Origin of the sequence: Paenibacillus sp. 37, from assembly GCF_008386395.1 — a bacterium.
Lineage (GTDB): Bacteria > Bacillota > Bacilli > Paenibacillales > Paenibacillaceae > Paenibacillus > Paenibacillus amylolyticus_B.
In genome coordinates this window covers 3341826-3365673 of sequence record NZ_CP043761.1, presented here as the reverse complement: position 1 = coordinate 3365673, position 23848 = coordinate 3341826, and the positions used below count along the sequence as shown (strand labels likewise).

General features: G+C 47.5%; 16 protein-coding genes. 1 reads left to right on the top strand and 15 read right to left on the bottom strand.

The genetic code is table 11. From position 1 onward, the window contains the following. Positions 1-15 precede the first annotated feature (15 nt). From F0220_RS14495 to F0220_RS14435, 13 genes are all read right to left on the bottom strand, one after another. Positions 16-2556 carry a glycosyl hydrolase family 95 catalytic domain-containing protein gene (locus F0220_RS14495; RefSeq protein WP_149846640.1) on the bottom strand — a complete coding sequence of 847 codons (2541 nt, stop codon included), beginning with the start codon at positions 2554-2556 and terminating at the stop codon, positions 16-18. Then, positions 2553-3698, bottom strand: a complete 1146-nt coding sequence (locus tag F0220_RS14490; RefSeq protein ID WP_223199946.1) for a glycoside hydrolase family 88/105 protein — start codon at positions 3696-3698, stop codon at positions 2553-2555. Before F0220_RS14490 ends, F0220_RS14495 begins: the two co-directional genes overlap by 4 nt. Positions 3699-3764: 66 nt before the next feature. Continuing rightward, positions 3765-5822 (bottom strand): glycoside hydrolase family 65, encoded by a 2058-nt coding sequence (locus tag F0220_RS14485; protein ID WP_149846918.1) that lies wholly within the window; start codon positions 5820-5822, stop codon positions 3765-3767. Between the two features lie 43 nt (positions 5823-5865). After that, positions 5866-8160 carry an AraC family transcriptional regulator gene (locus tag F0220_RS14480; RefSeq protein WP_149846639.1) on the bottom strand — a complete coding sequence of 765 codons (2295 nt, stop codon included), beginning with the start codon at positions 8158-8160 and terminating at the stop codon, positions 5866-5868. An 87-nt stretch (positions 8161-8247) separates the two neighbouring features. After that, positions 8248-10479 carry a glycoside hydrolase family 88/105 protein gene (locus tag F0220_RS14475; protein WP_149846638.1) on the bottom strand — a complete coding sequence of 744 codons (2232 nt, stop codon included), beginning with the start codon at positions 10477-10479 and terminating at the stop codon, positions 8248-8250. Between the two features lies 1 nt (position 10480). Beyond that, entirely contained in the window at positions 10481-11809 is a 1329-nt protein-coding gene (locus F0220_RS14470; RefSeq protein WP_149846637.1) for a Gfo/Idh/MocA family protein, read from the bottom strand. Continuing rightward, positions 11806-13344, bottom strand: coding sequence for an extracellular solute-binding protein (locus F0220_RS14465; protein WP_091016419.1), 1539 nt, complete (start codon positions 13342-13344; stop codon positions 11806-11808). The genes F0220_RS14470 and F0220_RS14465 overlap by 4 nt, the downstream gene beginning before the upstream one ends. A 23-nt stretch (positions 13345-13367) precedes the next feature. Continuing rightward, entirely contained in the window at positions 13368-14237 is an 870-nt protein-coding gene (locus F0220_RS14460) for a carbohydrate ABC transporter permease (RefSeq protein WP_083679484.1), read from the bottom strand. A gap of 2 nt (positions 14238-14239) precedes the next feature. Beyond that, a complete protein-coding gene (locus F0220_RS14455) occupies positions 14240-15199 on the bottom strand; it encodes an ABC transporter permease (protein ID WP_091016421.1) in 960 nt (319 codons plus the stop codon). Positions 15200-15467: 268 nt separating this feature from the next. Then, positions 15468-16163 (bottom strand): hypothetical protein, encoded by a 696-nt coding sequence (locus F0220_RS14450; RefSeq protein ID WP_149846636.1) that lies wholly within the window; start codon positions 16161-16163, stop codon positions 15468-15470. A gap of 147 nt (positions 16164-16310) precedes the next feature. Then, positions 16311-17201, bottom strand: coding sequence for a UDP-N-acetylmuramate dehydrogenase (gene murB, locus F0220_RS14445; RefSeq protein ID WP_091016425.1), 891 nt, complete (start codon positions 17199-17201; stop codon positions 16311-16313). Between the two features lie 267 nt (positions 17202-17468). Continuing rightward, positions 17469-18449 (bottom strand): SDR family NAD(P)-dependent oxidoreductase, encoded by a 981-nt coding sequence (locus F0220_RS14440; RefSeq protein WP_149846635.1) that lies wholly within the window; start codon positions 18447-18449, stop codon positions 17469-17471. A 169-nt stretch (positions 18450-18618) separates the two neighbouring features. Further along, positions 18619-19242: a DUF8580 domain-containing lipoprotein gene (locus F0220_RS14435; RefSeq protein WP_149846634.1), complete on the bottom strand. Its 624-nt coding sequence runs from the start codon at positions 19240-19242 to the stop codon at positions 18619-18621. Between the two features lie 163 nt (positions 19243-19405). On the opposite strand from F0220_RS14435, the gene F0220_RS14430 reads away from it, so the two are divergent. Beyond that, entirely contained in the window at positions 19406-20080 is a 675-nt protein-coding gene (locus F0220_RS14430) for a class I SAM-dependent methyltransferase (RefSeq protein WP_149846633.1), read from the top strand. Between the two features lie 69 nt (positions 20081-20149). Here F0220_RS14430 and F0220_RS14425 read toward each other — a convergent pair whose 3' ends face one another. Next, positions 20150-21553: a PQQ-binding-like beta-propeller repeat protein gene (locus tag F0220_RS14425; protein ID WP_149846632.1), complete on the bottom strand. Its 1404-nt coding sequence runs from the start codon at positions 21551-21553 to the stop codon at positions 20150-20152. A 197-nt stretch (positions 21554-21750) separates the two neighbouring features. Then, positions 21751-23802: a serine hydrolase domain-containing protein gene (locus tag F0220_RS14420; RefSeq protein ID WP_149846917.1), complete on the bottom strand. Its 2052-nt coding sequence runs from the start codon at positions 23800-23802 to the stop codon at positions 21751-21753. Positions 23803-23848: the final 46 nt, after the last annotated feature.

Genomic DNA, 23848 nt, shown 5'->3' with positions numbered 1-23848 from the left:
CCTAATGTGGACTTTTTATTGCATATGTCCAGATGCTAACTGCTCCAGTACTAGTTCCCCACCAACTTCAATTTCAAGCTCATAGATGCCATTATCATCAAGTTCACATAAGCAGGCACTTTTGCTGAGCATCACGCATCCGTTCACCCATTCAGGAATATGAAGCTTCGTATTGATCCGCCGGTCCGCGACAAGTTCTGCCCGGAAGAAGCCCGAGTTCCGGTTCCATGTACAGGACATTCTACCTCCTGGTATGCACCAGTCACGAATGGAACCTTGTGTCCACCGTTTTGGCAATGCTGGCAGTAACTTGATCCATTGTTCTGACACATAGAGCAGCATTTCCTGTACTGCATTAACCCAGCCCATATTGGCATCCAGCTGAATCGGAGCAGCGGGCATCGACATACATACCCCCATATTACGCCAGTCATTATGCAAGGTATACCCATTACTCAGAACACAGGAGCGCGCAAGAATATCGAGACTTTCCAGCGCCCGCTCACCATTGCCAAGTCGAGCATATATGGACGACATATGTGTAAGGGACCAACCACTCTGAGCACCAAGCCTTCGCTGATCAACTGCTGTCTCGAACGCTTGGAACAGTTCTGGCTGTTCTTCACGGGTGAGCTCCTGTCCTGGAAAAACAGGATACAGGTGTGAAAGATGACGATGATCACGTCGATCTTCAAACGCAGGATGCAGCCATTCTTTCACAGCTCCCTCCGCTTCAATTAAATAGTCGGGCATATGCTCCAGCATGGCTTCCCAGCACGGAATCTTAGTCGTATGTACTCCAGTTAGTCGACTGGCTGCAATGACATGCTGTAGCAGTTCTTTAATAATAGCAATGTCCATGGTGGCATTAATGGCTGTAGGCATAGGATGCGCCAGTGGCTGTCCATGCTTAGGCATAAAATTCTCAGGTGTATTCTCTGGCGAAACAGACGGGTATATCTTGTATTTTCCGTCTTCACCCAGCACCAGAAAATCTTCATAGAACTGAAGGGCCTCCTTCATGAAGGGCAGGGCTTCCTCGAGCAGAAACTGCTTATCTCCAGTGAACTGATAATGTGCATAATAATGTCTGGCGATCCATCCTGCTGCTCCGGTCCAGTTCATAATTACCGGAACAATCTGGTTAGGCACACCGATACCCGGTGTTGTTCCAGCGGGAATGTAAATTCCTCGGCAGCCATATAACTTGCGAGCATTGTCGCGAAAGTCATCCATTAATCCGTTGTAATAGCGGAACAACGAACGATTCAGATGGGATAAACCACCTACGTCAGTGTGCCAATACATCATTTGCACATTCTCATTCGCCATATTGTGACCCCAGATCAAGCGATAATCACCACCCCACAAGCCGTATAATCCAAATGGCAATCCGCTATATTCAGAGGTTCCGCTGATAAATAGATATCGACCATAGGCCCACATCTTGCGCACAAACCCTGTAGGTGCTTCACCTTCATAGGCTTCCAGAAGTAAGTCTTCATTACAGCGCCCGTCATCCGTTTTATCACCCAGATCAAGCTCAGCGGACCGAAACAACGGTTGATGCAGTGAGATATGCCGATCCAGCAACGTATTGTAGTCGCTCTCAAGCGATGCGAGTTCCTGCTTTAACCGTGTCCATTCCTGCGCTCGTCTGCCCGTAGCAAACATTTTAACAAGCACAAGCACTTTTCCAGAGATATGGAAATGAAGTTGCCTGCTAAGCATATCTTCGTTAGGTTCGCTTTCCTTTTGTTGATCATGACTCGCACCAGGTATTTCGTTCAATTGGATCAGTCGCAGCACCGCTCCGTAGTCCTGTCCATCGTCATTTTGCCCGCCATAGCACAGATAGTCTCCACTATCATCCCGATCAATTCTTATCGTTATAGACGACTTTAGTGCGTTGAACTCCTCATCTTCTCTCACCCTGTCGCCCTGCGGGAATTGCAGGCCTATTGTCCCCGACAGCGATGAATGCTCAGCCGAACCTGTTCCCTGCGCACTTGTTCCATCTTTCACTCTATGAGTCTCGATCTCATAGACAACACAATCGTCTGCACGTGAGACGAACAGACTTCTTGTATAGTTGTCACTTCCGTCCTGCCAGCGGACCTGAACTTCCCCTGTGTCCATATCCAGTTCCCGCCGATATTTGCGAAAAGCGTTATTACACTTCATTTCCACCGTCATTGTAGCCAGTGGGTATCGTGAAGACAACTTGGACGCATAACCTTCTGCTTGCAGTGTACGGGTCAGATGCCAGCTTGCCTCCAAATATCGTTCCTCATCCATTAACTTACGGGTTTCTGATAAGGTATGACTGACATCGGGCAGTTCATCTTTGCGCCCCCAATGCCATAATTCACTGTGCTGCAAGAGCACAGTTTCCGTCTGAATTCCGCCTTGCACTGAAGCACCAAGCTTACCGTTTCCGGAAGGAAGCGCTTCTCGCCACAACCCTTGCCACCAGGAAGAAGGATATTTTAGCAACAACTTGTTCCTGTCCGGCCGTATGCCTGTAGTGTCTGTGTGATCAGTGTGTTGGTTCACGCTTTTTCCGCCCTAAGTCTCTCCATCTCAATACTGGCTAGCAAGAATGGGGCTACGCCCATCTGCACATCGCTAACGACCTGTTCACTGATGTAATATTCATAAGAACCGTCCCGATACTTCTTCCCACCGAGTCCGGCACCATGACAGATGTGGTGCAGATGCACCCCTTTTTCATCTTCAGTGACTAACTGCTTCAATATTCCAGCATAGGCATGATCAACGACTTCACGGTCCAGTTCAGCCAGATAATGTAACCGAAGGCCTTTCGCGAGTGCATAGGTCAGCATACAGGAAGCAGAGGCTTCCAGATAATTGCCGGCTCTCCCGTTCTGATCCATCACTTGGTACCAGAGTCCACTATCATGATCCTGAGCATGAGCAATCGCGTATGCCATTCGTTCAAATATGCCCATAATCTGTCCGCGCTGTGGGTGATCCACGGGAAAGTGCTCCAGTGCATCTACTACGGCCATTGTATACCATCCCATGGCCCGGCCCCAAACATGAACGGATCGACCAGTATCTTGAGCGCACCAGCGTTGTTCCCTGCTCTCATCCCAGGCATGGTGGAGTAGGCCATTACGCGGATTACGGGTCTTTCGCTCGATCAACAAAATCTGACGTGCCACTTCATCGAAGCTCTCGGGATGATCGAAGGTGCTCGCATATTCCGCCAGAAAGGGGGAAGACATATAAATGCCATCCAGCCACATCTGAAACGGATATATTTTCTTATGCCAGAATCCACCTTCACTTGTCCGTGGCTGTCCTTTAAGCTGGTCAACCAGGTGCAAAATTGCCTTAGCATATTTGTCATTTCCGGAATTCTTCCACTGGTTGAACAGATTTTTGCCTTCATTTATCATATCCAGGTTGTAATCATTCAACTGGTAGGTCCGAATAGTGCCGTCATTCTCGATGAGGTCATCCATGTGACGCTGGACAAGTTCCGCGTAGCGGGATTCTTGATTCCATTCGGCGGCGCGTCCCAGTGCCATCAGCGTCATCCCGCCCACATAGCCCCATTTGCCTGCAATCTTGGGATGATTGCCATTCTGGCATTCGGAAAGCAAGGTATCTGCTATTTTGACAGACATTCTCCGTTCTTGTGTCACTGACTTTGTCGAAGTTCCAACCATATCGAAATCCTCCTTCTGATGGATTATGCCATCTGTACCGTTCATTCGGATTTAACGTTCTGATGATTACATCAAAGGATGAAGACCTTCCCACTTCACAGTCCAGCTACCATCCCGTGGAAATCCCGGATTCGCTTGTTCTCCTGCCCCTGTCCAGCCGGCGGCCATCATGGCGACAGCGGTTAGGAGACCACCGTTCCCGGGAAGATATGCCCACAACCCTGCTCTCTGATAGTTGTGTCCATTAGGCAAATACGTGTTCTTCGTGGCATCCATCATCAGGAAATCCACTGCAAGCTCTGGTTCATTCAATCTGGCCGCTGTCATCGCGCACATCGGAAAATCCCAACCCCAGGCGGATTCCCAGTCCCAGCATTCTTTGACCTTGAGCAACGTATTTCTCATGATCTCCGGATCGATTAATGAACCTGGCAATAGTCCAAGTGCTCCAACCATCGAGGGATGATCATGGTTTTTAACGGTGTAAGTGTCCGGACAATTCTCGTGTGCGAGATAAACTCCGTTCTCATGTCGAGGTTTAGCCATGTGCGAAGCCACTGTTCGCCAGTCTGGATTGGCTGGATGATTCAAACGCTCTGCCCAAAGGATGGCTATCTCCAAACCGAATTTCCAGTACTCCAGTTCATAGGGCGGATTCAAACTATCGGTCATGGCGTGATTCTCCTGCGCAGGAATAAGCGGCGGACCTAACACATACGCTTGCCTTTTCCCATCCCAATGGGCATAGGACACCATAAAGTCAGCTGCTTCAAATACGATATCCCTATACCTTGTTAATATAGCAGGGTCAGGCCGGGACAGATAACACATCTCAGCTAGTGCCATGGGATGTGGTTGCTGCCAGATCAATCCCGGAGCTACTGGCGACGGAGTCTGATGCCCGTTATAACCCACCATTTTGGGCCATCGCGCACCGACATAACCTTGAGAGCGTGCCAGTTCGTGTGCTTCTGGCAAGATGGTTAGGTACCAGTCCAGACTCTTGCACAACAGATCGGTCCGATTCCAGAGCGGAAAATGCGCTGCATGCCACCAATGCATCTCCAGATGCATTTTTCCGAACCAGCTGTTATACATATATCCGGTCTCTTGTGGTGGCATGGACCCACCACTGTGCACCGCACTCAGGAATTGGGATAGGACTACTCTACGCTCCAGTTCAGCGGCACGCGGATCTGAACTGCCTTCAAAATCAATCACTCCGCCATCATTCCAGAACTGATTCCAGTGGACCGAGCTTGATCGCAACACTGTATCTGCTGGCAAGGTTTCCGGCTTATGTGCAGCAAAAGATACACTGCACGACCAAATGTCCGAGTCTGGTACGGCCTTGGGAGATAGTGTGAATTCATGAGTTCCTGTCTGTTCCAGTTGACCTGCGTCCCAGATCCATTCCAATGCATACTCATCTTCATCCAGCACACGTTTCAACGATGCGGAAGTCGAAGTGACCGATGTCAGCACAGTAGAATGTCTGTCATTTTGCTTCCAGTCGGGGAATACTGATTTTGACCAGCTCCGGTGTGTCATATCGGGCGCTGGAAATAGAACAAAAAGTTGCAGACGTTGCTTACGGATTAATTCGGATTGTACACAAATGGCGATACAATCGAGCCGTGGGTCACAGGCTGTCTCTACACGCACTTCTTCCCCTTGAACGGTAAATTCACTGTGCAGAATTCCGGTCCATAGATTCAATTCCTGACGTACCGGAACGACATGGGTGACGTCCGTCTCCTGACCATCTTCTCCTAGCAAACGAAATGAAATGCGTCCAAGCTGAACTCGATGCGGGTTCTGCCTAAGCCAATGATAGGCTTCTTCCTTGTCTTCGGGCTTCATGGGGTATGGCACTTTGCGGCCATATGTCTCAAATGCCTGATAGACAATATCCTCATCTCCGAATACATGATGACCGCCCGTATAATGCCAACCCCAGTTGGATTGTGTACCAAGAGGTAGTTCATACAGTTCTGGATACGTCTGAAGTCCCGTAAAATCAGCACTGAATGCAAATTCTCCATTACCTACAGATAAAGGTGATCTGGGCTCAAGCTGCGTTAATACGGGATGATTCCTGGTGACGACCGATTGTCGATCCATCAATGGCTCTGCCTCCTTGTCATTCTTTGGGTCCAAGTATGGGTCATGATTCCCGTAGTACACCCCTGCGGCTTCGCATTACCTCCCTATACTTGCCCGGCGTAATGTCTTTGTATTTTCGATACACACGAATAAAGCTGTTCTCATGCTGATAACCCACCATCGTTGCGATCTCGGAAATTCTATAATCCGTATCCAGCAATAGTTCACAGGCACGTTCCATGCGAAGCTTGGTGAAATATCCGTGGATGGTATCACCCATTTCCTGCTTGAACAACTGACTTGCCAAACTGCTTCCGATCCCGGCATGCTCGGCAATCTCCTGAATGCTTACCGGGTCTTCCAGGTGGTTATTCATAAATGCAATCATCTGTTGACACAGTATGAAATCCTTGCTGAGCATAAGACTACCGAACCATTCTGCCAAACCTTCGATCTGGCTTCGCAGCACTTCACAGACAGCCTCCAGATGCATGGTCTGCATATCCACCATTTCGAGTCCGAAACCTTCTGTCTCGCGCTTCAGGCGAATTCGTTCAAGTGTAGCTGCAACAGCTTCAAGAAAGGCCAGCGCTGATGAAGGATGCCATTGCTCGTGGGTCATTCGACCAACTATCTTGTCAAAAGTCCTCAGGGCTTCTTCACCCCTGCCTGCTTCGACGGTCTCCGTCAGTTGAGTCATGAATTCAAGTTCTTCCAATGTGTTCTCGGTTGGTTGCAGACCCGAGATCTCTTCAAACGAAATAACTCGTTCATACCCCAGGTAGAATCTGTAATCCAGCGCACTTTCCGCCTCATGCATGGCTCGCTGAAGTCGCATGAATCCGTCGTGCCCCCCGCTTACACCGCTCGACACCTGAAACTTGAGCAAGCGAGGAATCATGCCAATCGTCTCTCGTATTGCTGTCGCTACGCTCTTGCTACCGCCAGAATGAATCGGTTGCAGCATCACGAGCATCCGGTCTCTGCCCAGATCGGCTGATAACACCCGCCATTGTCCAGACAACAGTTCAGCTATGATATTACCAATGGCAAATTTCAGCAGGGAGTGATCTGACTTCGTAAAACGCTCACACCAGGCCTTATAATTATCAATCGACAACATGGCAATAGAGAGTGGCTCATCGCTCCAATCCTTGAAATAACGGCACCATTTCTCGCTAATTTCCCGACTTCCTGTCATATGTCCGTTATAGATATCCGTCAGAAATTTGGATGAAGCTTCCGGAAGGGTCTGCCTGAGATTGATGGCCTGCTGAGCATGATCCGTTAGCAATTGCCCCGTTATTTTCTCCAGATCAATCTGCTCCGGATGGATTCTCTCCTGGTCGTAACCGCTGAGCAGTTGTCTCATGCGTCTTACCGGTCTAAAAGCAGCTGCATTGTAAACTGTGATCGTAACCGCTCCTGCTACAAGAGCCAACAAAGATACGATAAAAACAATATTGCGGATCTTTTGTGCATTAGCCAGGAGACTGTCTTGTGATATCACGGACAGATAACGCCATCCGGTGTACGGTGAAATGGTCTGTGAAGCCAGTAAAAGCTTACCTTCATGTTTAAACTCACCAAGCTTTTCACCATCCAGTTGAGTGAGTACATGACTGACCGCTTCCTCTCCGACGGCATAATTGCCGAGATCATATAAAGGCTGGTTGTTGGTGTCGAGGATGAACCGGTGGCTGTCAAGGTCGGAGACGGATGAGAGCAGCATGTGCTCGAACATCTTCTCTGTCTTGAAATTAACTGCGATAATCCCTTTCAACTCGCCAGCGATCATTATTTTTCGGTAAAGTGTAATTTGCGGCATGGACACACCAGAAGATGTGGAAATCTCACGTTGCTTGACCAGCATGGGACGATCTTCAAGTTCATCGGCAACGCTAACCCAATCCGAATCCGGGAAATTAACTTTGCTGGAGCTGTAGCCTTGTGGAAAGGCAACAATGCTTTCTCGATTCATATCAAAAATGTAAGCGCTCTTAATAAAAGACGTACTACTGATTAAGGTTTCCAGAAATTGTACCAGTTCCGTAATATTGCGGTATGATCCCTGTACTTCATTGGTGAGAAATCGGTATACATTACTGTTCAGTGCAATTTTCACCGCAATCTGATCACTTTCCCGGATCACTTCATCAATATCATTCATGCTGATACGCAGCATCTGGTGTTGCGGCTCACTTAATTCCTGCTGTAACACCGATTTGGAAGAATAATACGTCGTCATCCCCACCGCAATAATAATCATGAAGACAACAACAGTCAGAATCAGCAGCAGCCGGGTCTGGGTATTGGTGAAATTGAATTTTAGCCACTTTAAGAAGGAAAGGGTCACAATTATCCCACCTCATATGCAATATACCGATATTATACCGTTCCCATATGCCCAATACGACCCGGCCCAACAGCCTATTTTCTCCCTCTAAAAAGATGATTTCTCCAATTTCTCCGGTGTTCCGACCCTTTCCGCAGCGAAAACCCGCATGTTTGTCTGCCATTCTTGCATGGCAATAGTTTCAAGTCCAGCAAGAAGTACAATGCCGATCCCATGGGTATCATTCAGATTCCAACCCAGTTCATGCTTATAATAGTGATTCGTGAAGGAGTAGCTGGAGCCACGACATACGCCGTATACATTGCCCCTTTTATCAATTGTGCGCTCCGATAGCCCCTTCCACCCTTGATACGCCGCTCGTGCATAGGGTTTCGGATCTAAAAGCCAACCCTTTCGCACCCCTCGGGCATACGCATAGATGAACATGGAGGTACAGGAGGTTTCCTCATACGACTCCGGGTCCGTTAATACCTGATGCCACAGTCCGTTTCTGCCCTGCAATGCCAAGTACCCTTCACACAATTCCCTGTAGAATTGAATGAGAACTGTATAGGATGGATGGTCATGAGGAAGGGCCGTCAGCAACTCCGACAAAGAGAACAGTACCCAGCCGTTGCCTCGGCCCCAAGGGGTCCCTGTTGGCTCACCTCGCTTCACATCGAATACATGGGACATGATTTGACGCTCTGGAATATACAGATACTTTTTATACAAAAGAACCTGTCTTGCCGCTTCATCCAGCAGCTTATCGTCACCCGACCATTCGGCGTATCTACACAGGAACGGGATGCTCATATACAGATCATCACACCACATCGTGTTATCCATTGATCTGGAGACACCAATCTTGCGGTATAAAGTGCCATCTTCCAGACGGGGCTGTTGATGCAAAATATAGTCAGCGATATGAGCTGCCGCCTCTGAAACGCCGTCCAACTTGCGTTCCCGATCGGCAAGCAACATGGTGGCGCCGAAAGATCCACAGTCGTCCAGGCTGTCGATATGGGAGAGCTGATTATTCAGCCCAGCTGCACCATAACGTTCTCTGTCCCATAAGGAGTAGCTGAAACGTGAAGAGGCAAATTCAATGTGATTCAGCACGTAATCTCGAATATCCGATCGTTGACCCGCTTTGCCAAGCTGAAGCAATCCGTATAACGTGACGCCCAGGGGATAGTTCCATCGGCCGAACCATTCATTTTCCAGAAATGGACGTACCTCTCCGTCTGGCAGCTCTGTTCGCCAGTATACCTCTTCACCTGTTCCGCTACGAGCAGTCCGCTTCATCTTCTGGCAGGAAGCCAGATCAATCTCCTGTTCCGCTTGAAAAGGACCCAGGTACAGCCACTTGCCTCTGCGCCCCTTCACATCCAGTGCGGGTGTCAACATCTCATCTGTAGTTGCATCCATACGGAATCCCCAATCCCGGTCTCCACCTACACAGTTCGCTGTCAGATCTTGCACGCCAGCTGACAATGGCAGTTCGAAGCGAAAGCGTCCGGCATGCTCTTGATGGAATACCACCTTGCCCTCCACCGAGAATTCAATCGGGCTGTAGGCCTCACCAGAGATTAGCACAGTCTCCTTGCCACATTTCGTACCACCTATCTTCGTCCATGCATACGCAGACATGCCGCTGGTCAGTCCATACATCCGTGCCAACTGTCCATAAGGCGATGCCTTCTCGGGGTCTTCCTCCCGAGGCAACCAGTTAACGCCAGTGGCCTTCTCTCGCATGGGGCCAGAAGGAATTTCCGACAACGGAAAATCCAAAGGCTCGCTGTAGAGCCAGCCTTCTTCCCCATCTCGTTCGAGCGAAGGCACAATGAAGTGAAGTGGTTTGTTCTTCCGGGAGCCAGTGCCAAATTGGCCACCTCCCCCCTTTTCCCCTGATTTGAATTCAAGAACGAAATGATTCCAGCCTCTGACCAGTCCACATTTCAGTTTCAGAACAGGAATCGCTGGATATTCCTCTTCAGGTGCAGAACCATAGATCAACACGCCATTATGATATAGCCTAACAGGTCCGAAGCAGGTGATATGAAAAATAAATTCCTGATCACTGTCACTCCACAGTTTGGCCCATGCATAGACCTGTTGTCCTCTCTGCATGTCGGGGAATAGACCCTCCAATGGAAAATCATAGCGGTGATCATCGGACTTGCGCACAAGTCCTGATCTACTTACCCTGTAGACCGGGGGATGCGGAGGATTGGCGCCAATATACCTTCCCGCAATGCTCATCAGGGCGTGCATAACGTCTTCACCACTGTGATAAGCCATACTCTCCTCCGGTTCAAAATACACAGGTCTGCTCATGTCACTTCTCCCTCCCTTTGTGTGTGGGCACTCTGCTGTTCCAACCACCCAGCACTTCGTCTATGGAAATAGGCCGATGCTCTTCCACAGATCGCCACACTGCTTCTCCAGCGGCAACGGAATAAGCGCCGTCTTCAGCGCCAGACAGAATTCGGTAAGGGCGTCTCTTATCTTCGCCGAGAAAAATATCCTCCAGCAGCAGTGGATCTCCTCCTCCATGTCCGCCTTCACGATGAACAACATGGATCGTTTCTTTTGAACCAAAGAGCGGAAAGTAATCGATCGTCTGGACGGGTGTGGGAAAAGGCGTCCGGGCCGGCATATGATACTCCAATGTTTCTAGCCTGCCCTTCGTGCCATTTATCGCCAAACGGTACCCTTCGTAAGGAAGTGAGAAATTGACCGAATAACTCATCAGCGCGCCGCCACTATATTTCACTGTTGCGGCATACGTGTCTTCAATCTCAATGGTGGAATCGAAGATACACTGGTCGGGGCGGTATGAAGTGTATGGAAACTCCTGCTGGCTTGCTGTACCGAGCTGGTTCAGATGGTCATCCGGTACCCGGATCTGACGACTGCGGGACGTCCAGCGGGAATAATAGGCGCAATCTTCTGAGACATGGCATGTACGGCAATGTCTTCCGTCCTCCTGTGCCGGATTCCATTCACCTTCAGCCCCGTAATAGTTCAGTGCTCCATAGGCAAAAACTTCAACTGGCTTTTGATTGATCCACCACTGGACCAGATCAAAGTGGTGGGTACTTTTATGGACAGACAGACCGCCCGAGAATGCCCGTTCACGGTTCCACCGTTTAAAATAACTGGAGCCGTGATGGGTATCGATATACCAGTTAAGGTCGATGGAAGTGACGCGACCGAGCTTCCCCTTCTGAATCAATTCCTTGATGCGCATATGGATCGGCATATACCGATAATTGAACGTTACGATGACGTTGCCCTTACTCCTTGCTTCTGCTTCCAGAATGCGTCTGGCATCAGCTCCAGTAGTCGTCATCGGCTTTTCGGTGATAACATCGAGATCCCGCTCCAACGCGGCAACAATATAGTGGGCATGAGTATCGTCCCTGCCAGCCACGATGATACAGTCAGGCCGCGTCTCATCGACCATAACCCCGAAATCCGAAGCTCCATATACTGCTACTTCTGTGTGCTCAGGAAAACGGGCGCGATATACTTCAAATCGTGCAGGATCGGTATCCAGCAAAGCGACAACCTCTGAATTATGAGAGAACAGCTCATGAATTGGTTTTGCAAATTGTCCCAATGCTCTGCCGCTGACCCCGCATAGGGCATATCTCTTTTTCATTTTCTCACCTTCTCATACCATTCCTGTACACGCTGGGTGACCACTTCGCCCCCGGAAGCATTCCATTTCTTCACATATTCATCATAAGCCTCGATCGGCAGCTCGCCGATGACAATCTTGGTCAATACCTCTTGAAACAACTTGTGAGACTGGATATCAGGAAAACCTTCATACACAGAGGCTGGCAGACCGTCACCGGCAATTTGCCGCGCATCGGCAGTGCTGACTTTGAACATGTCTTTGACCATTTGCTGCTGATCTTCCGGATATGTCTCTTCAATCCGCTTGTTCATGTCTTCTGCTGTGGTCAGATTCTTCATACCCAAGGCAAGCGGTTTATTGTCAGCAGGTGGAAGAATGACTTTGCGTCCATCCTTGACTTCATGCTGCTCACCCTCAAGACCGAAGCGACCAAACTCATCATTTTCAGGATTATAGAAGAAGTCCAGCAGCTTCAGCGCATTTGGCGCATTATCCTGTTTGGTGGCTGGGATCATCCATTCCGGTTCACCCATGCTTTTCTGGGTGACAAAAGCTTCAAACCCTTCGGCTTTGGGCAAGGGCATTGCTGCAATGTAGGCATCTGGAGCCTGGGTCAGCATCGCATTGTACCGATCTCGCACATTTGCAGGCAAATGGTACCAGCTGCCTACGAGGTTATTATTGATTTTGGCCTGCCACACTTCCCCTTTGTTCAGGAAGGTTTCATTGTCCAGCAGTTTTTCCACATATAACATGCGAATGAACTTGATTGCTTCCCGCATATTGTCGGTAGTCCCTGCGTACTGGATTTTTCCATCGTATTCATCCCATTCGGGATACCCTTCCCACATCGCTACCCCGTACATCGCAAACAAATGGTCCATCCATCTGCCGAATTCCCTGCCGCTTGTTGGCAGTTCATCCGGTTTGCCGTTGCCATTCGGGTCCTTGTCACGGAAAGCTGTGAGCAGCTCGACATAATCATCAGTGGTCTTTGGCATCTCCATGTCCACCTTATCCACCCAATCCTGACGAATTAACGGTGCACGTTCAGGCACAAGGAATACCTTGGGCACATAATAGATTTTGCCATCAGGGGAAGCAGAGCGAACGATATCCCAAGCTTCCTGAGGAATACTCTCCCACACATGGGGTGCATATTCAGGCAGGAGTTCATCCAGTGGTAACGCGCCTCCCTGCTGAATCAGTGTCTGCTCAATGCCTCCAATCGGACGCAGGATATCTGGCAGTTCATCGGAGGCAATCATCAGGTTCAAGTATTCGGATGGCTCCGAACCGGGAGGCGTTGTAATGAGCTCATACTGGACTCCCGTCTGTTCAGCAATGTATTTCACATGTGGATTATCCGCAGTTGGCAAGCTGCCAACGCCCATATGGCTTTTGAATACTTTGACTTTTGCAGCTCCACCACTGTCTTCGCCGTTACCAACGTCATTTCCGGAACTTGTAGTCGCTGATCCACAACCAGCGACCAACAGCATGGCTAGACTGAGCATTAGCGGCATCATCTTGCGGGTAAGTTGTTTTCTCATGAAATCATCCCCCTGAACATGGTTTATTCTTTCAGTGATCCGAGCAATGAACCTTTCACAAAATACTTCTGTAGATAAGGATACACCAAAATAATGGGAACGCTTGCAAAAAGTATCGTCGCTGCCTTTAACGTGGTTGTATTGAAGTTGTAATCCCCAAGAAACATATTTACCTGGGCCAGTTCCTCCGGGCTGGTTAAATACGCTCGCAGCTTCATCTGCAGAGGCCATAGCCCTGGATCACGTAGAAACAGTACCGCCCGCTGGAACGTGTTCCAGTATCCCACCGCATAGAACAGACTGACCGTAGCCAGAACCGGCTTGGATAGCGGCAAATAAATCTGAAACAGAATCCGGAAGTCATGGCAACCGTCGATTCGGGCCGTGTCATCAAGTTCTTTGGGCAAGCTCATGAAAAAGGTACGCAGAATGACCATATTAAATGTGCCAATTACACCAGGAATAATCAGGGACCAGATGGAATTCATCATGCCCAGCTCCCTTACCGTCAGAAAAAATGGAATCATCGGGGCATTAAAAATCATCGTAATTACAATGCCCAGCATCACTTGTTTGCGAATCATGAATTCTCTGCGCGATAACGGAAAAGCGGTCAACACTGAAAATAACATACTAAGCGCAGTACCCACTACCGTAATGAATACGGTTACACCGAACGATTGCCATAAGCCCGAGCTTTGTAGAATGTGTTTCCATGACGCGAAAGTAAAGCCAACGGGCCACAGAAATACTTCTTTGGAGTCTGCCGCAACCGGCGAACTCAGGGAAACCGCAAGCAGATGTAGCAACGGAAGGAGCATCGTAAAGGCCGCAAGTGTCAGGAAAATGTAGTTGGCGGTTTGGAACAGCTTTTCTCCAATCGTCTGCTTGATCATTACCACAACCCCTCTCCTGATTTTCTCGCTAGCCGATTGAAGACCCAGAGCAGAATGAAGCCAATCACCGACTGAAATAGACCAATCGCTGTTGTTACGCTATATTGCCCTTGCAGGACACCAGAGCGGTATACGTACGTTTCAATGATATCCCCTACCGAGTAGGTCATCGGTGTCAGCAGGTTATAGATCTGATCAAAGCCAAGTTCCAGGAAATTGCCGATATTCAGCAGGAACAGGGTTAAGATCGTCGGGAACAACGCAGGCAATGTAATGTAGATCGTTTGCTTCCAGCGGTTCGCTCCGTCCATCACTGCCGCTTCATATTGCGTGGGGTCAATACCACTTACCGCAGCGAGGTATATAATCGTTCCCCACCCTACCTCTTTCCAGATGGAGGACAAGACAACAATAGGTCGGAAATATTGCTCCTGCTGCATATACAGGATCGGCTCGAACCCGAACCATCCACGGACAGCGTTTACAAAACCACCCGAGGCTAGCACCTCAAACACGATCCCCCCGACAACAACCCAGGAGAGAAAATGAGGCAGATAAAACAGACTCTGCAAAAAGCGTTTGGCAAGCATTTTTCTCACTTCGTTGAACAATAGCGCTAGCAGGATCGGAGCAGGAAATCCGATCACCAGTTTGTATAAGGCAATCAGAGCTGTGTTCCGAAGCACATGATAGAAGTCCTGATACGTAAAAATAAACTTGAAGTTATCCAGGCCAACCCATGGACTGCTCCATATGCCTTTCATAATCTGAAAGTTCTGAAATGCAATCACGCTTCCGCCAAGTGGAATGTACTTGAAAATAATATAGAACAAAATGCCGGGCAGGATCATGACATACAACATCCAGTGTTTTCGAATGTTACGCAGATAACTTGGTTTGACGGGTTTGTTGACTGTAACCCCGGGTTGCAACGTTGATGTTTCCGACAGCTCAGCCATACGATCGCAGGCCCCCTTTGACAGAATGATGGTGAATGACGAGCAGGCTCCTCTGTTCACATGTTAAGCGAGAGCGGGGTCAGCAAACAATCGTTCAATCAGCCATAGCATGAGCCAATCGCTTGCGTGACGCGGGTTTGCAGGATCGGTTCATTCACTGGCGGAATGGTTGGTACTACATTGGCAATAAAAAAAGCCGCCATAAGGCGACCTCTTAAGAATCAATGTTTGTTGTCCTTTACCATATGTATCTAGATAGTCCACGAGATCATTTTCGGAGAGTTAACGACCCGCTGTCATTGGCATCTTTAATTTGTTCATGGGTAATGAGTTTCCCTTCTTCGTTAAATCCCTTCATTACATATGGGATAGCGGCTGACGGAGGAAGGAAAACATACCAGATTAGACGTCCCGAACTCACCTCAACCAGTTTCGCTTCGGTCTCAATCACTTTTCCATCGTCCTTGGTCTCTACATATAAACGTTTAATGGATGAATCTTTAATATTACCAAACAACATGGGAAACGGTGCCGAAACTTTATCCAACTTCGGTATACTCATATAATCCAAAGCAAACTTGGTGTGTTGACCCTCACTTATGGAATAACCTCCACCCCATACCCATTTCCATCCAAACATGTTCTTGCGGGTATACTCCATTTGAAGATTACTGTTGTTTTCCCGCCCCTTTTTTTGTGTGAACAAAATCATGCCTCCGTCTACAGCCTCCTGATGAATAAATTGGGAGGTATAAAACTCACCTCTAAATTCCTGAACTGCCCTCTCAGGACTGTTCGCTATAGGAATCTGTATAGGTTCACTTAATCCCCAAACTTTAGATATCCGTTGATCGGCTAGGCCGCCTGCACGTTCATTCATATACATATATGTCAGGACTGACAAGGGCGACAGTAAAATTGTCATAGCCGCGATTAGCAGGATTCTCCTGTTACGTTTGAACATCTCCATGTACACTCCTTATGATAACGATGAAATATTAAATACAATCACTCTGATATTACCATAATTAGCATGTGGATTCTTGTTTCACTACCATTCCCTCAAGCAAAAAAGGCCGCCAAAGGCGACCTCCTAATGATTCCAATGAAGTTACTCTCCCAGAAAGATGACTTCGGTTTCCAATTCAACTTGGAACGTATCATATACTTTCTTCTGAATAAATTGGATCAGATCCATATAATCCTGGGCAGTAGCGTGATCCACATTTACGATAAAACCTGCATGCTTCATGGAAATTTCAGCGCCCCCGATGCGAGTGCCCTGCAAGTTACAATCCTGAATCAGTTTACCGGCAAAATGTCCTTCGGGTCGTTTAAATACACTTCCACAAGAGGGGAATTCCAGCGGCTGCTTGGATTCTCTCAGGAACGTTAATTCCTTCATTTTACTTGCAATATCTTCCTTGTTTCCTTTTTTGAGCCCGAATTCGGCCTCCAGTATGATATAGTGATCCATCTTGAAGAGACTATTTCGATATCCAAACTTCATCTCTTCTCGCGGGATCTCCAACACTGCACCGTCTTTGGTGATCACAGTCGCACGTTCAACAACATCTGCGATCTGACCGCCATAGGCACCCGCATTCATGTAAAGTGCGCCCCCCGTGCTGCCGGGAATACCGCAAGCAAACTCCAAACCAGTTAAGCTATGCTCCAAAGCAAGTCTGGATACATCAATGATATCAACACCGCTTTGGGCAATCATGCTGTCCTCACTCACTTTAATTTGATCGAAATGACTAAGGGAAATGGTTACACCACGGATGCCTCCATCTTTAATGATGACGTTGGAGCCTTTGCCAATAACCGTCAGCGGCAATTGATGTATGTTGGCAATCTCTACGATTTTAGTGATTTCGTCTATCGTTGTTGGATGGATGAGGATATCTGCTTTACCACCAATTTTAATAAACGTGTGATTTTTTAGCGGTTCATTAAATTTCACTTTTTCCAAAGGTATGTGTTGCTCAAAAATATTCATGATTTTCTCTCCCTGCGTTCTCAAAAAGAACATGATTCCTCTATTTTAAATGGAAAAGCACTCACATTACAATCCATCACAGTTATTTCACTTCACTGAGCCGTATAATGTATCCTTTCTTCCCTCTATTCTGATATATGATATTCACCTAACCATGAGGGATGTTACTTTCTCAATTCGTATGAGCAAAAATATAAAAAAACGCTACGGACAACTTCAGTAGCGTTTAGTTTGTATCTCAATTTAATTGTTGTGTAAATCAAGGGTTTACGTGGTTGGGATATCCGTATCCGTCAGCTCCACGGACAGTTTCCATAGACGAAGAGCTTGCTCAGGGTCGATAGCATACTTCTTGACCCCGTAGAAACCTCCATCCTCTGGAGCCATTTCACTGATGTCACAATCCTCGCAGTAGACACCACCTTTGCCCTCAAGCTGAGGAGAGGTTGCTGCCCAGACTTGCGTTGCCGCCCCCTGCTCAGGTGTTTTGAACGCCGGATTGGCGACTTGTCCAGATTCATCAATCCATCCCAGAGCAATCATCTCATCTTTCGGCATATGACGCTGCAACGGCGTCATTATTCCACCTGGATGAACCGAGAATGCACGCACTCCCTGTTCAGCTCCACGTCTGTCCAGCTCAACGCTGAATAATATGGTTGCTGTCTTGGACTGACCATAAGCAGGGAATTTCTCATAACCATGCTCAAACTGGATGTCATCCCAACGAATCGGTGAGAAATGATGTCCCGCTGATGCCAAGGAAACAACACGTGCGCCACCCCGACTTGCAAGTGCTGGCCATAACAGATTAGTCAGTGCAAAGTGGCCTAGGTGATTGGTTGCAAATTGAGCTTCCCAGCCCTGACCTACCCTTGTCTCCGGACAAGCCATGATGCCCGCATTAAGAATCAGCATGTCGATGTTGCGATCACTCGCGAGGAATCGCTCGGCAAAAGCACGAACGCTGGATAAATCAGCGAGGTCCAATGCATCTATTTCAACACCTTCCAGACCCGAAAGTGCTTCCTTCGCAACCGCTGGACGACGTGCAGTCACCACTACACGGGCTCCCGCATTAACAAGCGCATGTGTCGTCTCCAACCCGAGGCCGGAATATCCACCCGTTACAATAGCAAGCTGTCCTGACAAGTCCAGATCTTTCAATACCTCCTCCGCTGTACTGTTATGGTTGAAGCCAGAGCCTATTTTATGTTGTAAAGTTCTAAAATTATTTTCCTCTGTCATTCTGTTCATCTCCTTGGCAATATTTCTTCTTCTTCAAAGTCTACACCCTAGAGCGTACTCTAAGTCAAATGAAAGTGAATACATCACCTCGCAACTTCTCCGTGCAATCTGCAAAAGTAAAAAAGCCACCAGTTGGCGACTTCCGTTGAAAACATTATAGTCATCTAAGTTACGAATCACCCTGAACGGTGGATAACGAAACAAGGACCGGGCTGGCGAAATCAGAGGCCTCTTCTCCTTTTGGATTATGAAGACGGAATAAAAATGCGTCCCCTTCTTCTGATTTCCAGACCATATAATCGCTAATTCCTTCTTCACCAGAGGCCTGAAGATAGAGCTCGGCATAACCAAGCGGGTGTTCTACCAGTTCTCCACTATAATCGGATACCTTACCTGCTTTTTTTAATTCTTCTTTACCCGCTGTCTCCAGTTCTGCCAGATTATAATCCGAAGGCAGTGGTTCAATATCCACATAATAGTCAGCATTACTAGTCAGTGACAGACGGCCTTGAGCAGCATCAAATGTGAATTTCTCGAATACGTACAAGGAAAATCCTTCTCCTTGTTGCAAAGTCGCTTCTAGTGATTGATTGCCATCTGCCGTCAACATTTCAAAACTTTCGGTCTGTTGACGCTTCGTTTCATTTCCTGTTGAAGGTGCTGGAGCAGATTCACCTACTGGCATTGATGGTTCAGGGATAGCCGAAGGTTCATTACTACCAGAGCAAGCTGTAAGTGTTAGAACTATAACGATTAACGAGATACTCATCATAATAGAACGTGGTTGAAACATCAGGTTCATTCCTCCCTGTCTATATTCTGCGCTTACATGTTATTACCCATGGCAGAGACTCGGAACCCATAGGTCCAACCTATGAGTTTATCCATAATCAGTATTTCCCTTGATCCCTTCCGGTTTGTAAAATATGGAGAAAACCTCAAGGAGTGATGAGCACATGGAATTCTCAGTAAAGCAGCTGTTTGATAAGGTAGCCCAAGATTATGATGTGCAGCGAAAGCAGCTTATCCCTTGTTTTGATGATTTTTATGGAATGGCTCTGGACCTAATGGGAAGCCCGATCGATTCTCCACGTATTCTTGATCTGGGTGCAGGAACGGGACTGCTCTCCGGATTGGTCCTGCAAAAGTATCCCAACGCGCGATTAACCCTGATCGATATTAGTGATCATATGCTCGAAGGAGCACGTCGAAGATTTGCTGATGCGAACCAAGTGCAGTATGTGGTCGGGGATTACTCCAAGTACGATTTCACCAGTTCCTACGACATGATTATTTCCTCCCTGTCTATTCACCATCTGACCCATGCTGACAAGAAAAAGGTGTTTGACTCTGTACATAAGCTGTTAGAACCAGGCGGATGCTTCATCAACGCAGATCAGGTTCAGGGAAGAACCCTCGATACGGACACCTATTACCGCCAGCGCTGGTTGGAAGCGATTCAACAAAGTGGTTTGTCTGAGGAAGCCATCTCGGCTTCGATCGAAAGACGCAAGGTGGATATCAATGCCACGCTGGAGGATCAATTGAAGTGGTTGGAGGAAGCGGGGTTTCGTGTGGCAGATTGCATGTACAAGTACTTGGACTTTGCAGTGTTTTATGCGCAAAAATAAAAAAAGACCGGATTATGAGCAAGCTATGCCGTAGTCCGGTCTTTTCACATATTTTTCATTCTAGATCACTTATTTCAGCGATGCTGGCAGCTTAACGCCGAGAAGTTTGCCTTCGGCTTGGATGATAATCATTCCGTTTGTCTTCAATGTCGTGTTGTGCAGATCTCCCCCGGTAGCGACTCGAAAAGCTGGCTGACCCGTCATCATGTTGAGGGCAAGCAGGGTGCCGTTACGTTGCGCTCGATACATTCCTTTACCGTAAACATCAATCTGAGAAACCGGGGCATCACCATGCCACTGAACCTCCTGACCATTAGCCAGCTTAATGCCTTTAAGTTCACCTGTCTCGAGGTTTTTGTACACCAGCCGTTCCTGTACAATGCCAAGTAACTCCATTTTGTCCCCGTAAGGTTGGTGAAACGTTCGAATTGGCGTAGTTTCCGACTTGGTTGTATTCAACGAATACTCCGCTATGTTGTCCCCCTGCGCAATGTACAGTTTGTCTTTATTGACAAGTATATCTCCTCTACCATTCATATACGGTGGGTCACCCGGCATGGTCCACCTGTACTCCTGACTTCCTTTCAACACACCGGTCTTCAGGTTGTAAGCATTAACTTTCCATTTGCGTTCAGGTGAAGACTCATCATCTTCCAACATTGGAGAATAAAAATCCACCGAATACACAAGTCCGTCTTTGATCTGAATAGCTTCCCCCTGACCAAAATGACCCCATAACTTCTTGCCCGTTTTCTTGTCATACGCATTAAGTTGAACGGATGTAAGTGCCCCTTGGACAAAAAAGGTTCTCAGTACAATACCATTAGACTCTTCAAGATATTCAGTACCGTGACCTTCGCCTAATGGCTCATCTGCCTTCCAGCGCAGTTTGCCTGACTGTATATCCAGTGCAAACATTGTACTCCCCTTAATCACGTAGAGGGTATCCACCGTTGGAATCAGCGCTTCCGTACGTTGAACCGTATCAATCCAGGTGGATGTTCCTGACTGCCATTTGGCTTTGCCTGTCTTCGCATTCAAGGCATATGGCTTGTGATCACTGGTCAGTCCGTAGAGGACGCCCCCTTGATAGGTAATATAAGGTGTCAGTTCTTTGCCGTAAGTCCACAACCGTTTACCTGTTGTCGCATCAAGTGCAATCAACTTCGATCCAGCAAACGTGAATACTTTGCCTTCTTCTGCAATGGCATTAGCTCCGATGTACGTCTCGTTCATATTCAAATGGTTATCTACTTTCGCTGTCCAAGTAGGTTTCAGTTCAGGCACTGTGATGCGCTGATACGAGTACCAGTTACGGATGGATACATCCGATGCTTCAGCATGTACCTGAGATGGTAACACGCCGATGACTCCATGAACCATCAGCATTCCCGCAGTAAGACCAGCAATGATGGGTCTGCCTGCTCTTCTTTTGTAATGCTTCATTGTGTGACGTTTATGTCGATTGATCATAGAAAGTGATTCCTCCTGTGAAAAATGAGCCTAATATATAACTATATAAAATATAACGAGCAGTGAGGTCGAAAAGTTACCAGACTGTTAAATTATTCTAATAAAAAAATCAAAAAAGCCGCCATAAGGCGACTTCCTGAATATGACATTATTTATGTGACAAATTGCGATTGTGATTTTGTAACGCAATCCCTGCTTTACTTTAATTTAATCTGGAATACATCACCGGCGTCCCCACCAAAAACGATAAAACCACTTTTCGGGAGCTTCGTCGATTCCGGATTGGTTGCTACAGAGAAGTCAACCATTTCCCCTTTATCATTATACACTGCATAACCTCCGGTCTTCGGAGAATCCACCGTGATGGATTTGTTACCCGATCGGGCGTCGATCGCATACCACCGGGCTTGACCGTTTGCCGGAATAGTCGTAATTCCTTTTTTTCCACCAAAGATTGGAGTAATCGCATCCTCTGCAATGTATTCCTGTCCATCCTGAATTAAAATCTCAGCGCCATGCTTCGTGTAAAATTGCAGATCAAATGCGTCTCTTCCGTTCATCACAGGAATCTGGGCGATATTCTCTGCGTTGTTCGCATCCATGATTTGCGTGCCATTAGCATAGCCATTTTTGGCATCAACGGAAAGGTTCTTGATCAGCATCGATGGAAGCAGATAAAAGATCGATGTTATTTTTTCATCCAACGCGTAATATTTCGAGCCGTCACGAGCTGTCCACTTCTCTTTGGTTGCTGCGTCAAGCGCATTATGATCCAATTTTTGATAATCATACGTGTTCATTACCGTTTGGCCTATGCCGGGTAACGTTATCATGCCTTGAACTTTAACATACACCTTGTCATTACGTTCCTTCACAAAACTAGCTTTCACACTGCCGTCCGTGCTCGTAAAATGTTCATCGCCTGTGTACACATAGTTCTGCTCCGGGATAATGCCTCCTAGCAAGGCAGGGAGTTTGAATTCACCATCCTTGATTGCTATATCAAGTGTTTCACCTACAGTACCATACAGACCTGAGTACGTATTCAACTCCGTTGGCATTTTCACTTTCACAGGTGGTAGGAATGTCTGATCAGGCTGAACATCGTCGATGATGCCCTGATCCTCGAGAACGTCCAGCAGCACTTTGCTGGCAAACATCTGATTGTAGACGGAAGATCCACCAGATGATAGAACCGCCATTGAAATATCATGTTCGGGTATAGTGATTAACACGGCATGGTACAACATGGTATCCCCACCTTTGGCAAGCGCGGTAATCCCATAATCGCTGAAAGGTGCAAGGTCAACCGCGTCCCACCCCAAGCCATAATTGATCGTATTTTGCTCATCAGATACCCATATGCCCTTACGATACTCATGAGATTGCATGGCCTTCACAGCAGATTCGGACAGAATATCCGGTCTGTTCCCCATTAAAACCTCTCCGAATTTACTCAATTCTTCTGCGGTAGAGTACACTCCGCCTGTGCCGATAATGTTTGCATTTTCGGTAGGCATCTTCATCTCAAGTGTAGGCCAATAGGTTTCGGATAATTGCGCTCTGTCAAAGGAATCTAGTGGTGTCTTCGTTGATTCCAACTTCAACGGCTCGCTGATGAACTTGGCGATATATTCGCTGTAGCTTAACCCACTCACCCGTTCAACCAGGATTTCAAGCAATTGAAAACCGTCATTGGCGTAGACGGAGTATGCGCCAGGTTTGGATTTCAGTTTTTCGGACTGAAGTTTAAGCAATAACTCATCATGATTGCGGGTGTCATTATCGTCAAACAACATGCTGTTTCCATAATGTGTACCGTAAAGACCGGATGAATGATTCATCAACATGCGCGGTGTGATTTGAGTATAGCGCGCATCTGCCATTTTAAAGTCCTTGATATACGAAGTAAGCGGCTCATCCAGATCTACTTTACCTGAATCGACAAGCTTCATGGCGGCTGCCGTAACAACCATTTTGCTAACCGAGCCTATGCCATACATGCTATCCTTGTCTATTGGCTTCTGTGATGCCTTATCGTGCAGTCCGACACTATCTGATAAAATATATTCCCCTTCATCCATGATCGCATATTGCACACTGGTGACACCGTAGTTTTGCACCATCTCCTTGGCGATCTGCTCCGCCCGTGCCTCAACCGTACCGTTGTTATTCGCCTCTGCTCTGACATCTGCCAGCGGTGTAATTACAAGTACCGCTGTACATAAAAAACTAATTAGTTTCTTCATCATATGTCCTCCCTCAAATGTTCTTATGAATGAATTCATCATATCC